The organism is Rhizobium rhizogenes NBRC 13257 (assembly GCF_000696095.1).
GTDB classification, from domain to species: Bacteria; Pseudomonadota; Alphaproteobacteria; order Rhizobiales; family Rhizobiaceae; genus Rhizobium; species Rhizobium rhizogenes.
On record NZ_BAYX01000029.1, the window covers coordinates 32,990 to 49,416 of the forward strand.

At 54.5% G+C, this 16,427-nt stretch carries 18 protein-coding genes and 1 pseudogene; 6 read left to right on the forward strand and 13 right to left on the reverse strand.

The features are described from left to right. Window positions 1–2: 2 nt before the first annotated feature. Window positions 3–1,184: an acyl-CoA dehydrogenase family protein gene (locus tag RRH01S_RS32275; protein ID WP_042477463.1), complete on the reverse strand. Its 1,182-nt coding sequence runs from the start codon at window positions 1,182–1,184 to the stop codon at window positions 3–5. Window positions 1,185–2,528: 1,344 nt separating this feature from the next. Here RRH01S_RS32275 and RRH01S_RS32285 point away from each other — a divergent pair. After that, on the forward strand, window positions 2,529–2,966 hold the full coding sequence (locus RRH01S_RS32285; RefSeq protein WP_042477465.1) for a BA14K family protein: 438 nt from the start codon (window positions 2,529–2,531) through the stop codon (window positions 2,964–2,966). A gap of 345 nt (window positions 2,967–3,311) precedes the next feature. Here the strand turns inward: RRH01S_RS32285 and RRH01S_RS35065 are convergent, their stop codons facing one another. From RRH01S_RS35065 to RRH01S_RS32310, 3 genes are all read right to left on the reverse strand, one after another. Then, window positions 3,312–3,719: a hypothetical protein gene (locus RRH01S_RS35065; RefSeq protein ID WP_052365429.1), complete on the reverse strand. Its 408-nt coding sequence runs from the start codon at window positions 3,717–3,719 to the stop codon at window positions 3,312–3,314. A gap of 879 nt (window positions 3,720–4,598) precedes the next feature. Then, a complete protein-coding gene (locus RRH01S_RS32305; protein WP_042477470.1) occupies window positions 4,599–5,090 on the reverse strand; it encodes a GNAT family N-acetyltransferase in 492 nt (163 codons plus the stop codon). A gap of 116 nt (window positions 5,091–5,206) precedes the next feature. Beyond that, window positions 5,207–6,043, reverse strand: coding sequence for an ABC transporter transmembrane domain-containing protein (locus RRH01S_RS32310; protein ID WP_052365432.1), 837 nt, complete (start codon window positions 6,041–6,043; stop codon window positions 5,207–5,209). 428 nt (window positions 6,044–6,471) lie between these two features. On the opposite strand from RRH01S_RS32310, the gene RRH01S_RS32315 reads away from it, so the two are divergent. After that, window positions 6,472–6,969, forward strand: a complete 498-nt coding sequence (locus RRH01S_RS32315; protein WP_042477473.1) for a hypothetical protein — start codon at window positions 6,472–6,474, stop codon at window positions 6,967–6,969. A 120-nt stretch (window positions 6,970–7,089) separates the two neighbouring features. On the opposite strand, the gene RRH01S_RS32320 is transcribed toward RRH01S_RS32315, so the two are convergent. The 8 genes from RRH01S_RS32320 to RRH01S_RS33320 form a co-directional block, all read right to left on the reverse strand. Continuing rightward, window positions 7,090–8,034 (reverse strand): aminoglycoside phosphotransferase family protein, encoded by a 945-nt coding sequence (locus RRH01S_RS32320; RefSeq protein WP_080705529.1) that lies wholly within the window; start codon window positions 8,032–8,034, stop codon window positions 7,090–7,092. A 240-nt stretch (window positions 8,035–8,274) separates the two neighbouring features. Then, window positions 8,275–8,742 (reverse strand): hypothetical protein, encoded by a 468-nt coding sequence (locus tag RRH01S_RS33315; protein ID WP_052365433.1) that lies wholly within the window; start codon window positions 8,740–8,742, stop codon window positions 8,275–8,277. Between the two features lie 167 nt (window positions 8,743–8,909). Next, window positions 8,910–9,410, reverse strand: a complete 501-nt coding sequence (locus RRH01S_RS32330) for a ribonuclease H family protein (protein WP_052365434.1) — start codon at window positions 9,408–9,410, stop codon at window positions 8,910–8,912. Further along, the gene (locus RRH01S_RS32335; protein ID WP_042477481.1) at window positions 9,407–9,964 is read right to left on the reverse strand and encodes a phosphotransferase; all 558 of its coding nucleotides are present in this window, start codon (window positions 9,962–9,964) and stop codon (window positions 9,407–9,409) included. The genes RRH01S_RS32330 and RRH01S_RS32335 overlap by 4 nt, the downstream gene beginning before the upstream one ends. A gap of 42 nt (window positions 9,965–10,006) precedes the next feature. Then, window positions 10,007–10,819 (reverse strand): IS21-like element helper ATPase IstB, encoded by an 813-nt coding sequence (gene istB / locus RRH01S_RS32340; RefSeq protein WP_042477483.1) that lies wholly within the window; start codon window positions 10,817–10,819, stop codon window positions 10,007–10,009. Then, window positions 10,809–12,344 (reverse strand): IS21 family transposase, encoded by a 1,536-nt coding sequence (gene istA, locus RRH01S_RS32345; protein WP_042477531.1) that lies wholly within the window; start codon window positions 12,342–12,344, stop codon window positions 10,809–10,811. Before istA ends, istB begins: the two co-directional genes overlap by 11 nt. Window positions 12,345–12,422: 78 nt before the next feature. Next, complete coding sequence (locus tag RRH01S_RS32350) at window positions 12,423–12,869, reverse strand: phosphotransferase (protein WP_042477485.1); 447 nt, start codon at window positions 12,867–12,869, stop codon at window positions 12,423–12,425. A gap of 281 nt (window positions 12,870–13,150) precedes the next feature. Then, window positions 13,151–13,627: a hypothetical protein gene (locus RRH01S_RS33320; RefSeq protein ID WP_131597922.1), complete on the reverse strand. Its 477-nt coding sequence runs from the start codon at window positions 13,625–13,627 to the stop codon at window positions 13,151–13,153. A gap of 42 nt (window positions 13,628–13,669) precedes the next feature. Here RRH01S_RS33320 and RRH01S_RS32360 point away from each other — a divergent pair, with 42 nt between their 5' ends. Continuing rightward, on the forward strand, window positions 13,670–13,906 hold the full coding sequence (locus RRH01S_RS32360; protein ID WP_042477488.1) for a hypothetical protein: 237 nt from the start codon (window positions 13,670–13,672) through the stop codon (window positions 13,904–13,906). A gap of 137 nt (window positions 13,907–14,043) precedes the next feature. After that, complete coding sequence (locus RRH01S_RS32365; RefSeq protein ID WP_042477492.1) at window positions 14,044–14,535, forward strand: hypothetical protein; 492 nt, start codon at window positions 14,044–14,046, stop codon at window positions 14,533–14,535. Window positions 14,536–14,744: 209 nt separating this feature from the next. Here RRH01S_RS32365 and RRH01S_RS32370 read toward each other — a convergent pair whose 3' ends face one another. Further along, window positions 14,745–15,512: a hypothetical protein gene (locus RRH01S_RS32370; RefSeq protein ID WP_202034185.1), complete on the reverse strand. Its 768-nt coding sequence runs from the start codon at window positions 15,510–15,512 to the stop codon at window positions 14,745–14,747. A gap of 263 nt (window positions 15,513–15,775) precedes the next feature. Between RRH01S_RS32370 and RRH01S_RS34120 the strand changes: the two are divergent. Continuing rightward, a pseudogene (locus tag RRH01S_RS34120) lies at window positions 15,776–15,853 on the forward strand (cold-shock protein); the annotation flags it as partial. A 388-nt stretch (window positions 15,854–16,241) separates the two neighbouring features. Continuing rightward, on the forward strand, window positions 16,242–16,427 hold a 186-nt coding region (locus RRH01S_RS32380; RefSeq protein WP_042477499.1), incomplete at its 3' end, for an isochorismatase family protein.

Genomic DNA, 16,427 nt, shown 5'->3' on the forward strand with positions numbered 1-16,427 from the left:
TCTCAGATGCCCATACGTAACGGTTCGGGTGGCTCCAGCCCATACTGGGTCAGCGCATTGGCGTGATAGGTCGGTCCCGGCACATGGATGAAGTGGTTCAGTCCGACATGGGCATCGCGCCAGAAGCGCTGGATCGGATTTGTCCGCCGGCTGGCGTTTCCGCCGGAGCGTGCATAGATCGCGTCGATTGCCGCGACTGCCCGCCACGCGCATCGGATTTGGTTGCGCCGGATCCGGGACCGATCTTCGAATGTTATCTCCTTGCCGGCCATGACCTGATCATAGGCCCAGTTGATGCCGCTCAGAAGCTGCACCCGGGAGGCGTGAATTTCAGAAGCGGCCTCACCGGTGAAATAGGCCGAATAGGGATCGTCGCGGAGCTTCACGCCTGCTGCCGAGACACGATCCCGTTGATAAGCGCCGTGAGCGGCCAGTGCACCCTCCGCCATACCGATGATCGCCCCAGTGATGCCGACGGGGAAAATGACCGAAAAAGGAAGTTTGTAGATTGGATTGCTCAGCGCGGACTTTTCGGCGGCCGCGCCGGAGGCGACGTCCTCATGGAAGATGCTGCGATAGGTGGGTACGAAGGCGCCGTTCACGATGACATCTTTGCTCCCCGTTCCCAAAAGGCCGATTACGTCCCAGGAATCGTCAACGATGTCATAATCCGCCCTCGGCAAAATGAGGTGCATCGCCCGGGGTGGCATGGCTGGCCCGCCTTTACCATTGCCAAGCAGCGCACCGAGGAAAACCCAGTCGGAATGGTCCGTACCTGAAGAGAATTGCCACCGTCCCGTCAACTTGTAGCCGCCCTCGACAGGCTCGGCAATTCCGGTCGGAGTGTAGGGTGAGGCGATCCAGGTGTCCTGGTTTTCTCCCCAGATGTCTTGGCCCAGCGTCGCGTCGAACAGCGCAACTTCCCACGGGTGAACACCGACCACACCGCAGACCCAACCCGCAGAACCGTCGTAGCGGGCCATGGCCATCACGGCCTCCACGAAGTCGGCGGGGGTTCCGCCCAATCCGCCATGCTCGGATGGTTGCAAAATTCGCATCACACCTGCCGAATGAATGATCTTTACCGATCTGTCGCTTAATTTTCCCAGACGCTCGTTCTCCCAGGCCAATTCCGCCAATTCAGGGCCGACTTCCGAAATTCGATCGGCAACATTCTGCGCCATTAACTTCCCTCCCTCGTGTCGCATCAAGTTCCTCCTACATTGCTCTGGTTCTTTTCGCCCTGCTTTGGTCGTGCGGCGGCCCAATATCCGCTGCCCGTACCGGCAGTCGCAGAGGCAATTGTGAAGTATTGCCCGGGTCGGCACATTGCCCACCTGGGCGATGTCGCTTTGTTTCATCAACGATCGAGTGAGATGTGCATCTGTGAAATCGGAACCTTCCGCCGGTTACGGCTTCGCGCTTTGCCCTAGCGGGTGAGCGCGGCTCGTCGGGAATGATGTGCTTCAGCCGTAACCTTGCTTCTTCAGCCGATTGATCAACAACCGTTTGGCAGCCTTGGCGCCGTAATGAACCTGGACGATCTCGCTGCGAACATAACCGTCCTGATCGACAACGAGCCACAAGATAGCTTGCCTCTAAGCGACCAAGGTTCTGAAACTTTTGTAATAAAACGAAATACACAGCAATGTCAGCGCGGCTAGTTTTGCCTGACCGGTTCACTGTTTTTCACGCAATCGATCGCCAAACTAGCTGGCGGTACGCAAGGCAGGGCAAGCAGCGGCATTGGTCTCGATGAAAAGTACTCTCGGGTTTCAACACAGCACGACATCTTTGGGTTGTGGTTGCTTGAGACTATCCGGGTTCGCGGAAGTTCCGCTCGATAGGAGGCAAGAATGAAGAGAAACTTGATTGTGCTGGCATCCATGGCACTGGTGATGATTGGTGCCATCTATCCCGCTCTGGCTCAAGACCGCCCTCGCGGAGATAACTCTCCCACGCGCTATCTGGAAGATAATGAGGGGGGCGGTCATCGACTTCAAGAGCGGGACCGACACGCTCGCGATCGGCTCGAGAGGCGCCAGGAACGCCAAGAGCAGTTTGGCACGCGGGATGTGACCCGCATGCTTGAGCGTCACGGATATCGCGTCCGGGAAGTCAGATTGGAACGCGGCCAATACTTTGTAAGAGCCTCCCGCCGTGGTGAAAGGCTCCTCGTCATCGTGTCTCGTCGGGGCGAAATCCTTGAGACGCGGCGAATGACGACGGACCGCTTCTGACGTGGAACGACGAGGATTGGGTGCGGGGCCGCCGGTGTGACGTGCGCCGCTCGGCCCACCTTAACAACATCATCCCGGCAGCTGGAAACAGCTGCCGGTTCCACAAATGAGGCATCACGACGAGCGGGGCGTGCAAAGATTGCTTCTCATCCGGCGGACTGATGACCCCATCTTTGTGGCACGTCCTCATCCTGCAACAATACTGAATATATTGGAACACAACTCCTTCAGTCTGCAGGTTATGATTTTGCAACTGCCACCTTTTCGGATCATCACAGGATCAAAGCGATGAAAAACCTCATCAAAGTAACCGTCTTCAGCCTTGTGACCATTGCTACAATCATCCCCATGCTGCCCACAGCCGCCCAGGCCGATGACTGGCGCCAACACCGCTATTATCGCGGCAGTCACGACTACGGTTACGACCGCGGCGACGCCGTTGCTCTAGGCGCTATCGGTCTTGCAACCGGGATGATTGTAGGTGGGGCCGTTGCTTCGCAGTCATACTACAGGGAGCGAGTATACGTCGCTCCGGCACCCGAATATTATGCGCCGCACCCCGTATATCGCCGCCCACGGCCGGTCGCCATGCAGACCTATAACGCGCCCGAACCCTGGTCGGGTCGTTGGTACAATTACTGCGAGAACCGCTACCGCTCGTTTAACTCTCGAACAGGCACTTTCGTCGGATATGACGGCCGCAAGTATTTCTGTACCGGACGCTGAACCCTTCCGCCGCTCATCTGAGTGGAGGGCAAACCATGCCGATATCCATCGTGCCTTTGGCGAGCGCACTCATTTGTCTATTGACCGACATCTCAGCGAGTCATGGTTGTTCCCCCGGGAGGCGCCAGCCTTATGAGATGAAAACAACGTAGATCTTAGCATCAAAGAAGCGCGCGCCGCAAAATGGTCGTGGCGCTCAGCCGTGATTTGCTATCCTTTTTCGCTCTATTTCCGACATGGGAACCACCCAGATGGCTCTCGGCTGTGGTCCGAAACCGAGCCGAAATGAAAGCGTGTTAATTCAACTCTTGCAGACTATCTGAAAACACGGCGACTCGATCTTGCTCAGGTAGATTGAACTGCGATGCGATTTCCCTCGCAATCATAAATTTCGGCGACAAAGCCAGTTTCGTTGATCGGCGTCTTTGGAAATAGAACCCACCAATGCCCATCTCGCCATTCGACAATTAAGGGCGGCAAGCTTTTCGCATCAACGAGACCCAGAGCGATGCTATCGATCCGCTCTTTCCAGACTTCATTGGGGACGTGGTAGATCATCCCGTCTTCAGGTCCGCAACACCGCTCCAGCCTTGAAAGCTCTATCGAGACAGGCCCTATCCAGTATCTCTTTTGCAGCAATAAACCGTCGCGAAGGCCAAGGTTCGCCCAATAACCGGCAGCAAGATAGTCAAGCACCCATTCTTGAAGGTTTCCGTTTTGAGCGCTTTGGGTGCAGGATTCGAGATCAAACATGCTGCCGCCTCAATTCGCGAACGATCCGTTCAACTCCCTGTTCCAGCGTCAGATTTGATGTATCGAGAATTTCATAGCCATATGCCGATGCCTCATTCCTGAGGAAGCTGGCCCAATTCATCATATCCGCGCTTGCCAATTCAGGTTGGCCGCGATCAATCGAAAGCCGTTTGGTCCGTGTCTCGTCGTCACAATCGATGAGGATGCAGGTGTAGGACATAATCCCCGCACGTTCGGTAGCCTCTGCCAGAAACGAAAGCCGAGACTGGGCCCTCAAAGAGCACGCGTCGCCCTTCCGTCAGGAGCGGCGATAATCGAGCCATCCATTCGAAAGTGGCAGCTCTCTGCCATTCTTCGACGGAGCCAAATTTGTCAGCCATCTCCTGAACAGAGGGAACGCCAATGCGGTCCTTATAAAAAACGTCAATCTCTTGGCTGTGCACGCGTTCAATTGCGTGGGCGATGGTTGTTTTCCCGGCTCCGGATGCGCCAGTGAGAATTACGAGTGGCATGGAATTTTCCCTCAATCGCAGCCAGCAGAAAACCCGCAAAGGCGGGGCTGGCAAAACGTACCCAGGTGCAATGCACCTGCTTCGGTTCCCTCAGGCAAAGGGAAGGCCTTTAGGCGTCGAAGAAGGCCGTGGCGATGTTGAGAACAATAGTCTTCATAGTGAACAAAATTACCGTACAAACATGGCGAGCGCAATGAAGAGCGGACCGATGTCTCTCGTTAGCGCTTTCCAAAAGAGGCGATGGCCGCCTGCCCCGTTTGCGAGGTTTGGATAAACAACTGCCTTTTCATACCGCCGCCGTTTGGACGACAGCAGTTGGTCTTCTAGCCAGGTCTTAGCGATCCATCGGGCCAGCATGAACAGGATATTATAGGATGTAAATCACTTGTTCAGCTCCGAAGCGCTCTAACCTTCGTAGCTCCCTCATCCCCAGCTTTTCCAGCAGTCGCCGCGACGCATGATTGGCTTCCTGCGTTTCAGCAACCAATTCTCGACGGCCAAGGTAGTTGATGACGTAATTCCTAACTGCCGCTGTAGCCTCAATGGCGTAGCCACTTCCCCAGGTATCGGGATGAAACTGATATGAAAGCTCGGTTCCTTCGCCGTCTTGATGTCGTGAGATCGAGATCAATCCGACCTGCAGAGAAGCAACGACCGTCTCCACCATCCAGACAGTTTTCTCGACGTCATGGGCAAAGTAATGTGAAGCGGCGGCCTTCCGTTGTTCAAACGGCGATACCCCACCCAAAAATTGGCGAACCTTTTCATCTGATATCAGTGCCACGATAAAGTGCTTGTCGTCCTGCACAAGGGCGCGGAGCTTAAGTCGTTCTGTGGTCAAAAGGGGAGCCTGGGACATATCCTGAGCCTATCGATACGAAAGGTAGTCTGTCTGTTTTTGGCGTATCTGGTCAAGGTCGGGGTCACCCCCCGTCTCCGCGCCGATTCCAGTTTCGCAAAATAACTAGCTCGGATTTAATCGAATAGCCGTTTGTCTGGCAAAGGCGGCTGTTGCAAGAACGCAGCTGTCAGAGATGATATTGTCCAGAGAACGCCCATCACGCCGGACAGAAAGCACAGTTGCGAGATGCCAGCGAGGAAATTAGTCCGGTTCGGAGCAATGAATTGGAATAGCCAGGGAACGCCCGCGCCGACCAAGGGGGTAACGATCCAGGTTACCCATCTGATGCCGAACCGGGCGGCGACGTATTCTATTGGCGCGAATATGAACACGGACATCCCAATGGCAGGCAAGACGAAGCGCAAGAATGGACCGACCATGGCAATTGCTGCCATCTGTGTCGGCAGGATCACAATTATGATCAGCGTAAGGGATGGGCTGATCGAAAAAAGAGCGCCCAGATAGATAAACGAAAACACGATATCGATGACGACACCGGAAATGGTTCCAGTGAGAAACCGGCGAATGGTCTCGATTTCCCCCATGCGTGCGAATAGCTCGCCCACTTGCCATCTCTGCAACGTGCGCAGCGGCAGGTGGAGCACGTGCTCGTAAATGCGCCTGCTGAACTCGCGTGTCAGTTGATTAACCAGATCACCGCCGAGATATGTCGACACGGATTTAAATGCACTCTGAAAAAGCGCGACGCCAACGAGCAGAGCAACAACAATATAAAGGCTGTCCTCCCGTTGGAACGGAAGAATTCTGTCGATAAGCGCCTGAAATACAAAAGGTTGAACAAGCCCTAGAAGGCGCAGCACAATGGAGATGATTGAAAGCTCAATTATATGTCCAGTGTATTTCCCGGTGGTTTTTGTAAACCATGAAAATGATGCTGGGGTTTCATCCAATGATTGTTTTTCCTATTGGAAGCCACTTTTGGGGTTGATTAAAACAACATCCTTCGCAGATATTATTATAAGTGATGCATCACATAATGAAATTTCAACCTAATGCGCAACAGTAGGAGAAGTTTTATGGGTGGTTCCTCAAGTTCATCCGGATCGAACTCGTACTCACAAGGTGTGGGCGTGGGTGTAAAGGACGGATACAGTTTCGATGGCCAAATTGCCGCATCGAAAGACCCCAGCAACAATCCGGGATGGAGCGGTTCCTTTCTTGGGAAAACCGTCGGTGGCGGTGGGGCTCCAGACTACAGCGAATATAACGCTATGGGTGACTATGGCGGTGGCGGCAGTTCGAGTGGCAACACCGGTCGAGATAGTTCCGGGGGCAGATAGTCCCTCGAACAAAGCTTGTTGAAGCGGGAGGGGCAGCTTTGTCTTTGGGCTTTGCAATCATCTTTCAGACAACGCTGCTCGCCTTCTTTGAAGAAATAATAAAGTTTCTAATCGTTTGGTTTTTCAAGCGCTCACCTTATCCTGTTTTAGGGCTGTTTCCGGTCGCGCTACTAGAATTTGGCTTATATTTTACTGCGGTCAGACAGCATCTTGGCGATCTAGGTATTGGGTCCGTATTCTGGTCATATATTTTAGCAACATATTTTCTAGTTCTCGTTAAGTTTCTCCATGTAGCTTCGAGCTACGTGTATTTTAAGGCGAGAAATTCGTTTGTTGCCTTAATTTACTGCACAATCTGGCATGCTACTTTTAACTCAATGCCTTTGCCAGCGCTTGGGTTGAAGTATTATCTTCTTCTCCCAATCTGGGCATTTTTATCGAGCTTGGCGGCCGCAGCTATGTTCCTGCTTGTCCAAAAGCTGTTGTCTCGATCAGAAGCCGCCCCTGATGCCGATCCATTGGAAGATCGTAGATAGTACCAATGTGATCTGCCAAGGATGCGTAGCCTACTACCCCCAATTCCATCACACGTATTCATGAAAGCATTCAGAGATCCTGCTAGCGATAGCCAATGGCACGTTGGGCAGTGGCCAGGTCTACCGATCTTTTAGAAGGAACCGGCGCAGAGCTTCGCCAATATAACCACGGTAAGGCTCGAACTCCTGCGCGGTTGTCATTCTAGCGACGCGCCTGAAATTGAAGGCAAATTCTATGGGACGGAGAACCCGCGTGATTTCCAAAACGTGCTCTTGTCGCTCCACGCTTTCAAGGTCAAGCCAGGCCTCGAAATAGGCGTTCTTGAGAGCAGTATAGACCGGCGAACCAACATCCATTCCATGGTTTCGAACGGCACTGTCCAAAAAGCCGACCAACGAGAAGAACGGATGGGTGATGACCGCATCGCCCCAGTCGTTGATAAGGAAGCCCTCTGCAGCCACTAGAACGTTGTTGTCGTGAAAATCGCAATGCTCAAGCGTTTCCGGAACTTTGAATTCTGCCAAGGCGCGGCATAGGCGGCGAACGTCGCCTCCGCTCCGTTGTAACTGCTTGATCTCAGCTGCTTCCAGACCTTCGCGCCCCAGCAGCCCTTCGTCATAAACCAGCTCATCATAAAGATTGGGAAAGACCGCAACGCGCCAGTCGTCAATGCCCAAGGCGAGAAGCACATCTACATCAGAAGATATGACGCTCTGAATGCGGGCATATTGGCCGAGGATTATGCCGACAAGCTGCTGATCATAGGATTCTTTGAGCTTGCCACGCAGTGGCACACCCCCATCGGGCATAAGGAATGCGTCGATGGCCTCGTTCCAGGCAAGGACCGGGAGAATGGCGGTTGGGAAGCGTTCGGCTAGATGCGCCATCAACGCCGCCTCGCGAGCGTAAGCGGGCGCACTCCATTTCAGGTAGATGTTTCCCCGACTGGTGGCGAAACGGTATATCTTTGACCATGGTACGGCACCTACAAGTTCCGGCCCGTTAAACACACGATAATTATGAGCCCTGAGCCAGGCCTCCGCCCAAATAATCACTGTATCCATAACGCTCTATTGCCCCGGGGGCCGCCGCTGGCGGGCGTGCGCGACGGTCGGAGTTCGATATCGCGTCGACACCAACGCAGTAGGGAACCTGCCCGTCCCACCTCAGTCTCGACAGAAAGTGCAGTCAATCCCACAGCTACAAGGACACCATTTTCGATTCAAACAAACATGACTGGCCTTAGCAGGCACTGCGGATATGCAGCAGTCCATCAACAATCAGAAAAACAAATAGTTCAGCAGCTAGTAAAGGCCATCTGGAAGCATGTCACCAAGGTAATCTTCCTTGGATCTTCCGGACATCACCGTCGAAACCCAGGCGCGGCGCTCAAAATCAATGGCGACAAGTTCATAGGCACAAGCCATGAGGTCTCGATTCGCAGGCTTAAACTTTACCGGCCCGGTATATTCGGACTGAGCAACGTGTTGCAGACAAACGCATTCGTTGGCCCACCACTGTGTCAAAAGAGACTTCGCACCGCTACCGTGATGAAGAATGGCGAAACCAAGAGAGTAATGCGGCGTTTCATCCATTCTTCCAAGGTTTTGCGAGATATAGGCCCGCGCCTCCTCTATCAAAGACCCGTCGAGAAAGGGGCCGTCTGTTTCCGGAGCAGGAACTGAAATTCCGTACGCCTTGATAGCCCAATCCCCAAAACGCCAAATCCCCAGCTGACCAAAATATCGCCTGCTATAGCTTGGAATATTCATTTCTCACCCCATTGGAAGAAGATTCCTGACGAGCACCCTCACCGCCATCGTGCACAGTCATCAGCAGAGACTGGTCGATGAACTACCTCCGTGAAAGTATTGGCATTGCATCGTGCGTTCCGCCAAGCCTCCTGTCGGCGTTATCCGCATAACGGAGCCGCAATGCATCAGCCACCGCCGATCAACCGCCCGCGCTGTGCCAATCCATCCGCCACTTCGTTGCCCTCAACACCGACATGCGCCTTGCACCACTCAATGTTGATATTCGGGTTCTGATTGAGCAGCAGGTCAAGCGCTTGCCAATACGCGGCATCCGGGACAGATCGACTGCGACCCTGCCCGTTCGGCATGCGCTTTCGCCATTTGTTTGAGCGCCAGATGTGCCGCCATCGGGTGCAGCCGTTAACGGCATATGCGGAGTCGGTGTGGACGACTGCCTCCTCCCCGGCCGAATTATCGGCGAGCCATTCGCATGCATTCAAGATCGCCAGAAGCTCCATTGCATTGTTTGCCGTTTGCGTCTCAGCTCCAAAAGCCGCAAAGACCTGAGCGGATCCGCGAAAAACCGCAAACGCCCAGCCACCAGTTTTAGACATGGGATCGAACGAGCCATCAGTAAAAACGTCGAGGTTTGACCCGACGTCAGTGAGATTGCGAGGATCGCTCACGACTGAACTCTGCAAGCCAAATCGAGATTGTATTCAAGCGCGAGCTGCATGGTTGCCCGAACAGCCGGGTCCGATGGCGTCTCGTTGCCGTTGAAAATGTTGCCGTGCTCCGCCATAAGGTCCAACAAGAGGACACTTGTGTAAAGCCGGAAAAGCCAGTCGTCGGCATGTCCAGCGTGTCGAAGCCATGCAGAGACGTAGCTCGCAGGGCCACCATATGCCATTAACGCGGCCAGGGTTAAAGCCGCTGGATAACGTGGGTCGCCAAAGCAAAGATCATCCACGTCTACAATACCGCTGAACGCGCCCTCGCCCGTCACAATCACGTTCTTTGTCGTCGTATCATGCAGGAAGGGTGTGGCGTCAATGCTGTCAATTTCGCCGCGTCGGGCGGTGACCTCGTGTTGCACGGCATCAACCAATCCAACGTCAAACAGTCCGGCAGATGCGATCCGCTCTCGCGAACGGGCAAGATTGGCAAATAACACCTGCGACCACGCGCTATATGCCGCTTGCTCCGGTCGTGCGGCATAGCCATATCTGTTGATTTCCACCGAGATCTGACCCTGGATTTCCGCGGAGAATTGACCCGCCTCTTATGTATGTTTCGGGTCTGGTGTTGTGGTCAAGTTCCTATTTTTCCCCTTGGTTGTTTTGGCGTCGTGCGCCGAGCTGTTCTTAAAGCGGAAGCTGTCGTTTCCGGTTTCCAGGATGTGACAGTGATGGGTCAGGCGGTCGAGTAGCGCGGTTGTCATTTTGGCGTCCCCGAAGACGCTGGCCCATTCGCTGAAGCTGAGGTTGGTGGTGATGACGACACTGGTGCGCTCATAGAGTTTGCTCAGCAGATGGAAGAGGAGCGCTCCTCCTGATGCACTGAACGGCAAGTATCCGAGCTCATCGAGGATCACCAAATCAGCGCGCGTGAGACGGTTGGCAATCTGACCGGAGCGGCCTTGGGTTTTCTCCTGCTCAAGTGCATTGACCAGCTCGACCGTCGAGAAGAAGCGGACCCGCTTGTGATGATGCTCGATGGCCTGGATACCCAAGGCACTGGCAATGTGCGTCTTGCCTGTACCGGGGCCGCCGACGAGCACGATGTTGTTCGCCTCATCGAGGAAGTTGCAACGATGGAGCTGGCGCACGAGTGCCTCGTTGATCTCGCTGCTTGAGAAGTCGAAGCCGTTCAGATCACGATAGGCCGGAAAGCGAGCAGCTTTAAGCTGATTGGTCATTGATCTGACCTCTCGCTCCGCCGTCTCTGCCTTGAGGAGTTGCGATAGGATCGGAATGGCGGCCTCGAATGCCGGCGATCCCTGTTCGGTGAGTTCGCCGACAGCCTGTGCCATACCGTGCATCTTCAGGCTTCGAAGCATGATGACGATGGCGCCGTTGGCAGGGTTATGACGCATGGCGGACCTCCGTACTCTTCCTCAAGGCGTCGTAACGTTCGACATTGGCCTTCGGCTCGCTGGTGAGCGTCAAAGCCTGAGGCGTATCGACGGTTGGCGGCGTGAAGGATTTGCCGTCGACGAGGCGATGGAGCAGGTTCAGCACATGCGTCTTCGTCGGAACCCCGGCCTTCAAAGCCATGTCGACGGCCGAGAGCACGGCCTGTTCTTCATGCTGAAGGACAAGGGCAAGGATGTCGACCATCTCGCGATCCCCGCCCGGCTTCTTGAGCAGGTGCTGTTGCAGAGTCCTGAAGGCTTCGGGAAGCTCGACGAATGGTGCGCCATTGCGAAGAGCACCGGGCTTGCGCTGCACGACCGCCAGATAGTGCCGCCAGTCATAGACCGTTTGCCCCGGGCCGTCATGTGAGCGGCTGATAATGCGGTGGTGTTCGCAGATGATCAGGCCTTCTACAGCGACAACGATGCGATCCGGATAGACCCGAAGGCTGACAGGCCGATTGGCGAAAGATGCAGGAACGCTGTAGCGATTACGATCCAAGTGCACCAGGCAGGTCGGGGAAACCCGCTTGCTATGTTCGACAAAGCCGTCGAAGAGACGGGATGTTGGCATCAGAGCCTGTGTTTCCTCGGCCCATAGGTCGGCGATGGTGCCACGCATCTTTCCATGCGAGGTCTGCTGCCAAAACTCCTTGCATCGAAGCTCCAGCCATTCGTTCAGGGCTTCCAGTGACGGAAAGCGTGGGATGGGTTGAAAGAACCGATGACGCGCATCCTGAACATTCTTCTCGACCTGGCCCTTCTCCCAACCCGACGCCGGATTGCAGAACTCGGGTTCATAGAGGTAGTGGCTGGCCATGGCCATGGCCATGAAGCGGACATTGACATCACGCTCCTTGCCACGGCCGACCTTATCAATCGCCGTACGCATGTTGTCGTAGATGCCGCGCTGCGGCACCCCGCCAAAGACACGGAACGCGTGGTTATGCGCATCGAACAGCATCTCGTGTGTCTGCAGGAGATAGGCCCGGACGACGAACGCTCTGGAATAGCTGAGCTTCGTATGAGCCACCTGCAGCTTGGTGCGCTCGTTGCCAATGATGGCCCAGTCTTCCGACCAGTCGAACTGGAACGCCTCGCCGGGCTCGAACGTCAGCGGTACGAATGTCCCGCGACCCGACGTCTGCAGTTCCCGTTGCCGGTCGGCCCGCCATTCCCGAGCAAATGCCGCCACACGATTATAAGAACCTTCGTAGCCGAGGCTCAACAGGTCGGCGTGCAACTGCTTCAAGGTCCGCTTCTGCTTGCGGGACTTGCTGGCTTCCGTCTTCAGCCAGGCTGACAACCGGTCAGCGAACGGATCAAGTTTGCTCGACCTCGCCGGAATCTTGAACTTCGGCTCCGCGCCGTTGGATCGAAGATATTTGCGGATGGTGTTCCGGGAGAGGCCGGTTCTGCGGCAAATCTCCCGAATCGATAAATGTTCGCGAAAATACCAGCGTCGGATCACGCTCAATAACGCCATGTCGATCACTCCATAGCCCTCGCTGAAAACACGCAGGGCAAGATTCAAACATGGGTCAATTCTCGATGGAAATATCCATCAATCCAGGGTCAGATCTCGGTGGAAATCAACACCATATCGTCCTACGGAAGCGGTCCCTCCTGCGATGGCCTGAGCATGAGCCACTCTTGAAGCAATTTTTTCCAGCTGCGCGTCCGTGAGAATTGAGATGACTGTACCCAGATCGGTGCCGGGAAAGCGCTCCAGCAGAAGCCAAGGAAACTCCCCGTCTAGATCTTGGGCTAGAATTGCTGGAAGAGGCATACCCCGAGGGCGCAACAGTTCCGAAAGATAAACCGCTCCGGCCATCTCCGCTCGGGCGGACGGATCGCCGATGCGGACCACGGCTGAGGGCCGGTCAGTAAACTGAAGATCGAAAACGTAGTGCCTTGAGCCGGTCGTGAACCGTCGAACGGCGACCGGGGCGCAGCCAATGGTCATTGATGCGATTGCGGCGGCAAGTTGGGCATCCGGTGCTTGCCGCATTGGGGGCTCCTGTTTCCATCCGTGGCCAATTTATACAACAGCATCGCGCTTGCCGCTAATTTGCTGCAGAAGCATCCCCATCGACCGCAGTAGAGCATGGCTCACATTGACAATCACAGTGTTTACTTCCTGACACCTGTGTTCTCTGCGAACGGCGGATTAATCCCGTCATTCGTGATCAACAAAAAATGGGCTGCACGTTGTCAGTCGCTGCTATGCCGCCCGGCTTGCGCCCCTCTAATTTCTGATATCCCGAACCTCGATATATCGGTCTTCTTTTTTCAACCTCTGTCTTCGATCACTGTAGCTTCAATCAATTTCATTCCGTCGAAAAGGCACCGAATGCGATATTTCAGTTCGAGGTTAAAGCTATTTTTAGCGGTGAATGAGGAGTCCAGCGCCACCCTGCCGTCTGGCCGTGCGGAATAGGCGACGTCCAGGAAATGAGAAAAATCGACGGTGGATGGATGGGTGGCTTGAGCCTTTGCTTCAGTTTCACATGCCAGCGTGGTGTCGCCCTTACCTATCGGTGCAACATTAGCAACAGTCTTCCCGATATCTGTTGGCCGGAGCCAGACATTGAATGCAGTCCCCACAGGGTCGCAGGTTACGAAGAACACTGGATCACGCAGCTTACTCTTCGACGGAGATAGTGTTACGGAACCCGGATCGAGTTTTGAACAACCTGTTCGTTCGCGGCTTATCTTGTTTATCATCGCGACGATCTGCGGCTTGAATTTCGATGTGTCTTTAAGCAAGCGGACCTCGCCCGTGCTGAGGCAGAGCTTGGGAGTGCAATTGTGACGCACGAAGACTTCCAGCGCTTTGAACGAAAGCTGCCTCACCGCGTCGATCTCGTCGATGACGCGGAAGGGGCCGCATCTTCCTTTAATCACGAGGTCAACCTCATCGCCCTGCTCCAGGAAATGGATTCAGGTCTCTCCCCGAAAAAGGCCGATCACCAGGCAGCCGCTGAAACGCCAGCCGCGAAGGTGGATACTGGTACGTCGCTCATCGCCTCACAATTCAATCGCTGAGGTCCCGACGATGACCGTATTTTCCCACTTTGGACCTTGTTGCCTGCATCTGCGTTGCCACGGCCCAGGGCCATAACCAGGTTCGTTGCTGCCCCGTGCATGAGGTTTCCTTGCATCGTATCCCTGCACGGTGGCAGATGGCTGTAGACTTTTCAGCTCAGTTGCGATTACGAGCCAATGAGATCGAAGGCATGGCCGCCAACGTGCGATCCATCCCGAACTCAAATTTGCAACGCTATTTGATCCGTCGCCTTCATGGTCGAATGGAAGAGCAGTCATGGTTGGATACGATGCCGCTTCAAGCGGCAATCCATTTTACCGAATTGCTCGGTGCCTCCATCAAACACGGTTGCGAACCCGGCCTGGAGACATTCCAGGAAAATGATTGGGCTGTTGCAGCGGAAGAAGGATTTGCGGTCGTTACCAAAGGTCAACAAGCGGTCAAACAGGTGCTTCGGACAATTGCTAGAAAAGAATTGGTGGCCCAAAAGTGCACGTTGCCGATCCTCTTCGGACGCCTCGCCGTCGAGTTCTTAGCTCGCACTTCCTGTCCCGGTTACCTTGACCTGATCCACATGCTGGAAGAGCTTGCGGTGAGCGAATTTCCTTCGTTTCGGAGCGAGTTTTAATTCCCAATCCACCAGCCGAGATGTGACCGAAAGTCGGGCCTAGCCCGGCTTTTTTTGTGCCATTTTACGTTCCGTTTTTAAAGTGATGTAGTGCCGGGTCAGCTCTCAATGCAAATCAACAGCGACGATAAAGGCGATGACTGGCCAATCTAGTCATCGCCCCCAGATCCGACATTTTCATCGGCGCCCGGTTAACGCTACAGTGCCTTTCAGGCGGTTGCTTTCAGGGTGGCTGCTTTTAGAGCAGCAGCCTCCTCCTTTTCCTCGGACTTAACCGCGCGTAGCAACATCGTAATCATCATAGCCTTCCAAAAAAGGAACGCGATCGATGGAATGATATTGGCAAACAGTCCATCCCACGCAAATGGCCCGTCCATGAATGGATAGACGAAGATGCCGGGTGCAAAGATGATGGCAAAGGCAATGTTCGCCCAGCCGAACCACCTCGTGAATACCGGATTCTGCCGACGATCCCAGAGTGCGGCCAAGCCGATCGACGCGATATTAATCGAGAAGATAAAGGCCACGCCGACATAAGTCAGCCAGTATAGATCGTTAAACATCAGCACGAGATTGGGATCGCGATCCGGTCGGTACACTGCTGTGGCAATCATTGCCAAGGGGTAGATCCAGCCCGTAGGCGCGACGACTGCCGTGGTGAGCTGAAGAAACGATAAAACCCCCCAGCCGCCTTCAATGCGGGCCATCTGCTGGCTTGTAATTACGGCAAAGAAGTAGAAAAATGGGGCAAAGAACCCCATGATCACGACGCTCCAGAGAATATTCGTACGGTGCGCGAAGAGGAATTCTGAGACTTGTTTCGCGCCCCAGCTCGGCGGCGGCGGCGGCGTCAAGGGCGAAACAACGGTGTAAGCGAGAACACTCCCGATAACCACAAGCAAACCGGACCATACGGAAAGCCGGTACAGAGTAAACTTGATCTTCGGGTCGATCCCAATAGTAGCGTCTGACATCATATTTCAATCCTCCTCTTTAATCGGGGCTGCGTCCCCAAGACGCCCCTGGTTGTTTTCAATGGTCATTTGGGCTGTGCAGCTACGGGTGCTCTCCTCTGCCCGCCCCGCCGGCTTGTCCGCGATCAGGAACGTCCTCTTTCGATCCGATCGTATCAATCTCAGCGTCGGCGCGTTCAGGCACATTGGGTAAATTCTGCCATCCGTGCATTGCTCATATGGGCACCGTGACATTGACAGTGTATCAGTCAGAGTGCGTGATCTGTGGTGAGAAGGTCAGCTTCGAGTTGAGCCAAGATCGGAAAACCGGAAACTCGAAGGCAGAGAACGTCAGCGTGCTCTAATCGCATGATCTAGGAGATCTGTCGCGAATCTTGCCTGATTTATTCTTGGAATGGGCCAAATCAACCCATCGCCTTGACGGAATTAGAACCGTCGACATGCGTTAAGCGGCGCTTGGATAACGCCGTATTATAGAACAACAGGGCACTCGAATATCCGGCATTTTCCTCGGAAAGTCCTTGCACGCCAGAAATTCGTCCGCTGCAGGAGACAAAATGACAAACGTCATCAAAGACTGAATTACGCCCGTATAACGATCGGCGTACCAACTCCGTTTTCCACAGAAACCCCTCGCTCAAATTGGGTAAACCGGTTAGCCTCCAATGGTAGCCAAGTCGCGGCTTGCCCTGAATTCATAATTCTCGAAGCTATCCCAATTGGGAGTTTGAAATGACCCTCCGCGCGATCGGGATCGACACAGCCCTTATTATCATCGACCTACAGCAGGGCACGGCAAAGAATCCCTTCATTCATCCAATCGGCGGTGTGATCGAGAACGCCTCGAAGTTGGTCACGGTGTTTCGCCGCCATCAGTTCCCTGTTGTCTTTATCTCCTTTCGCCCGAACGCGCGTCCA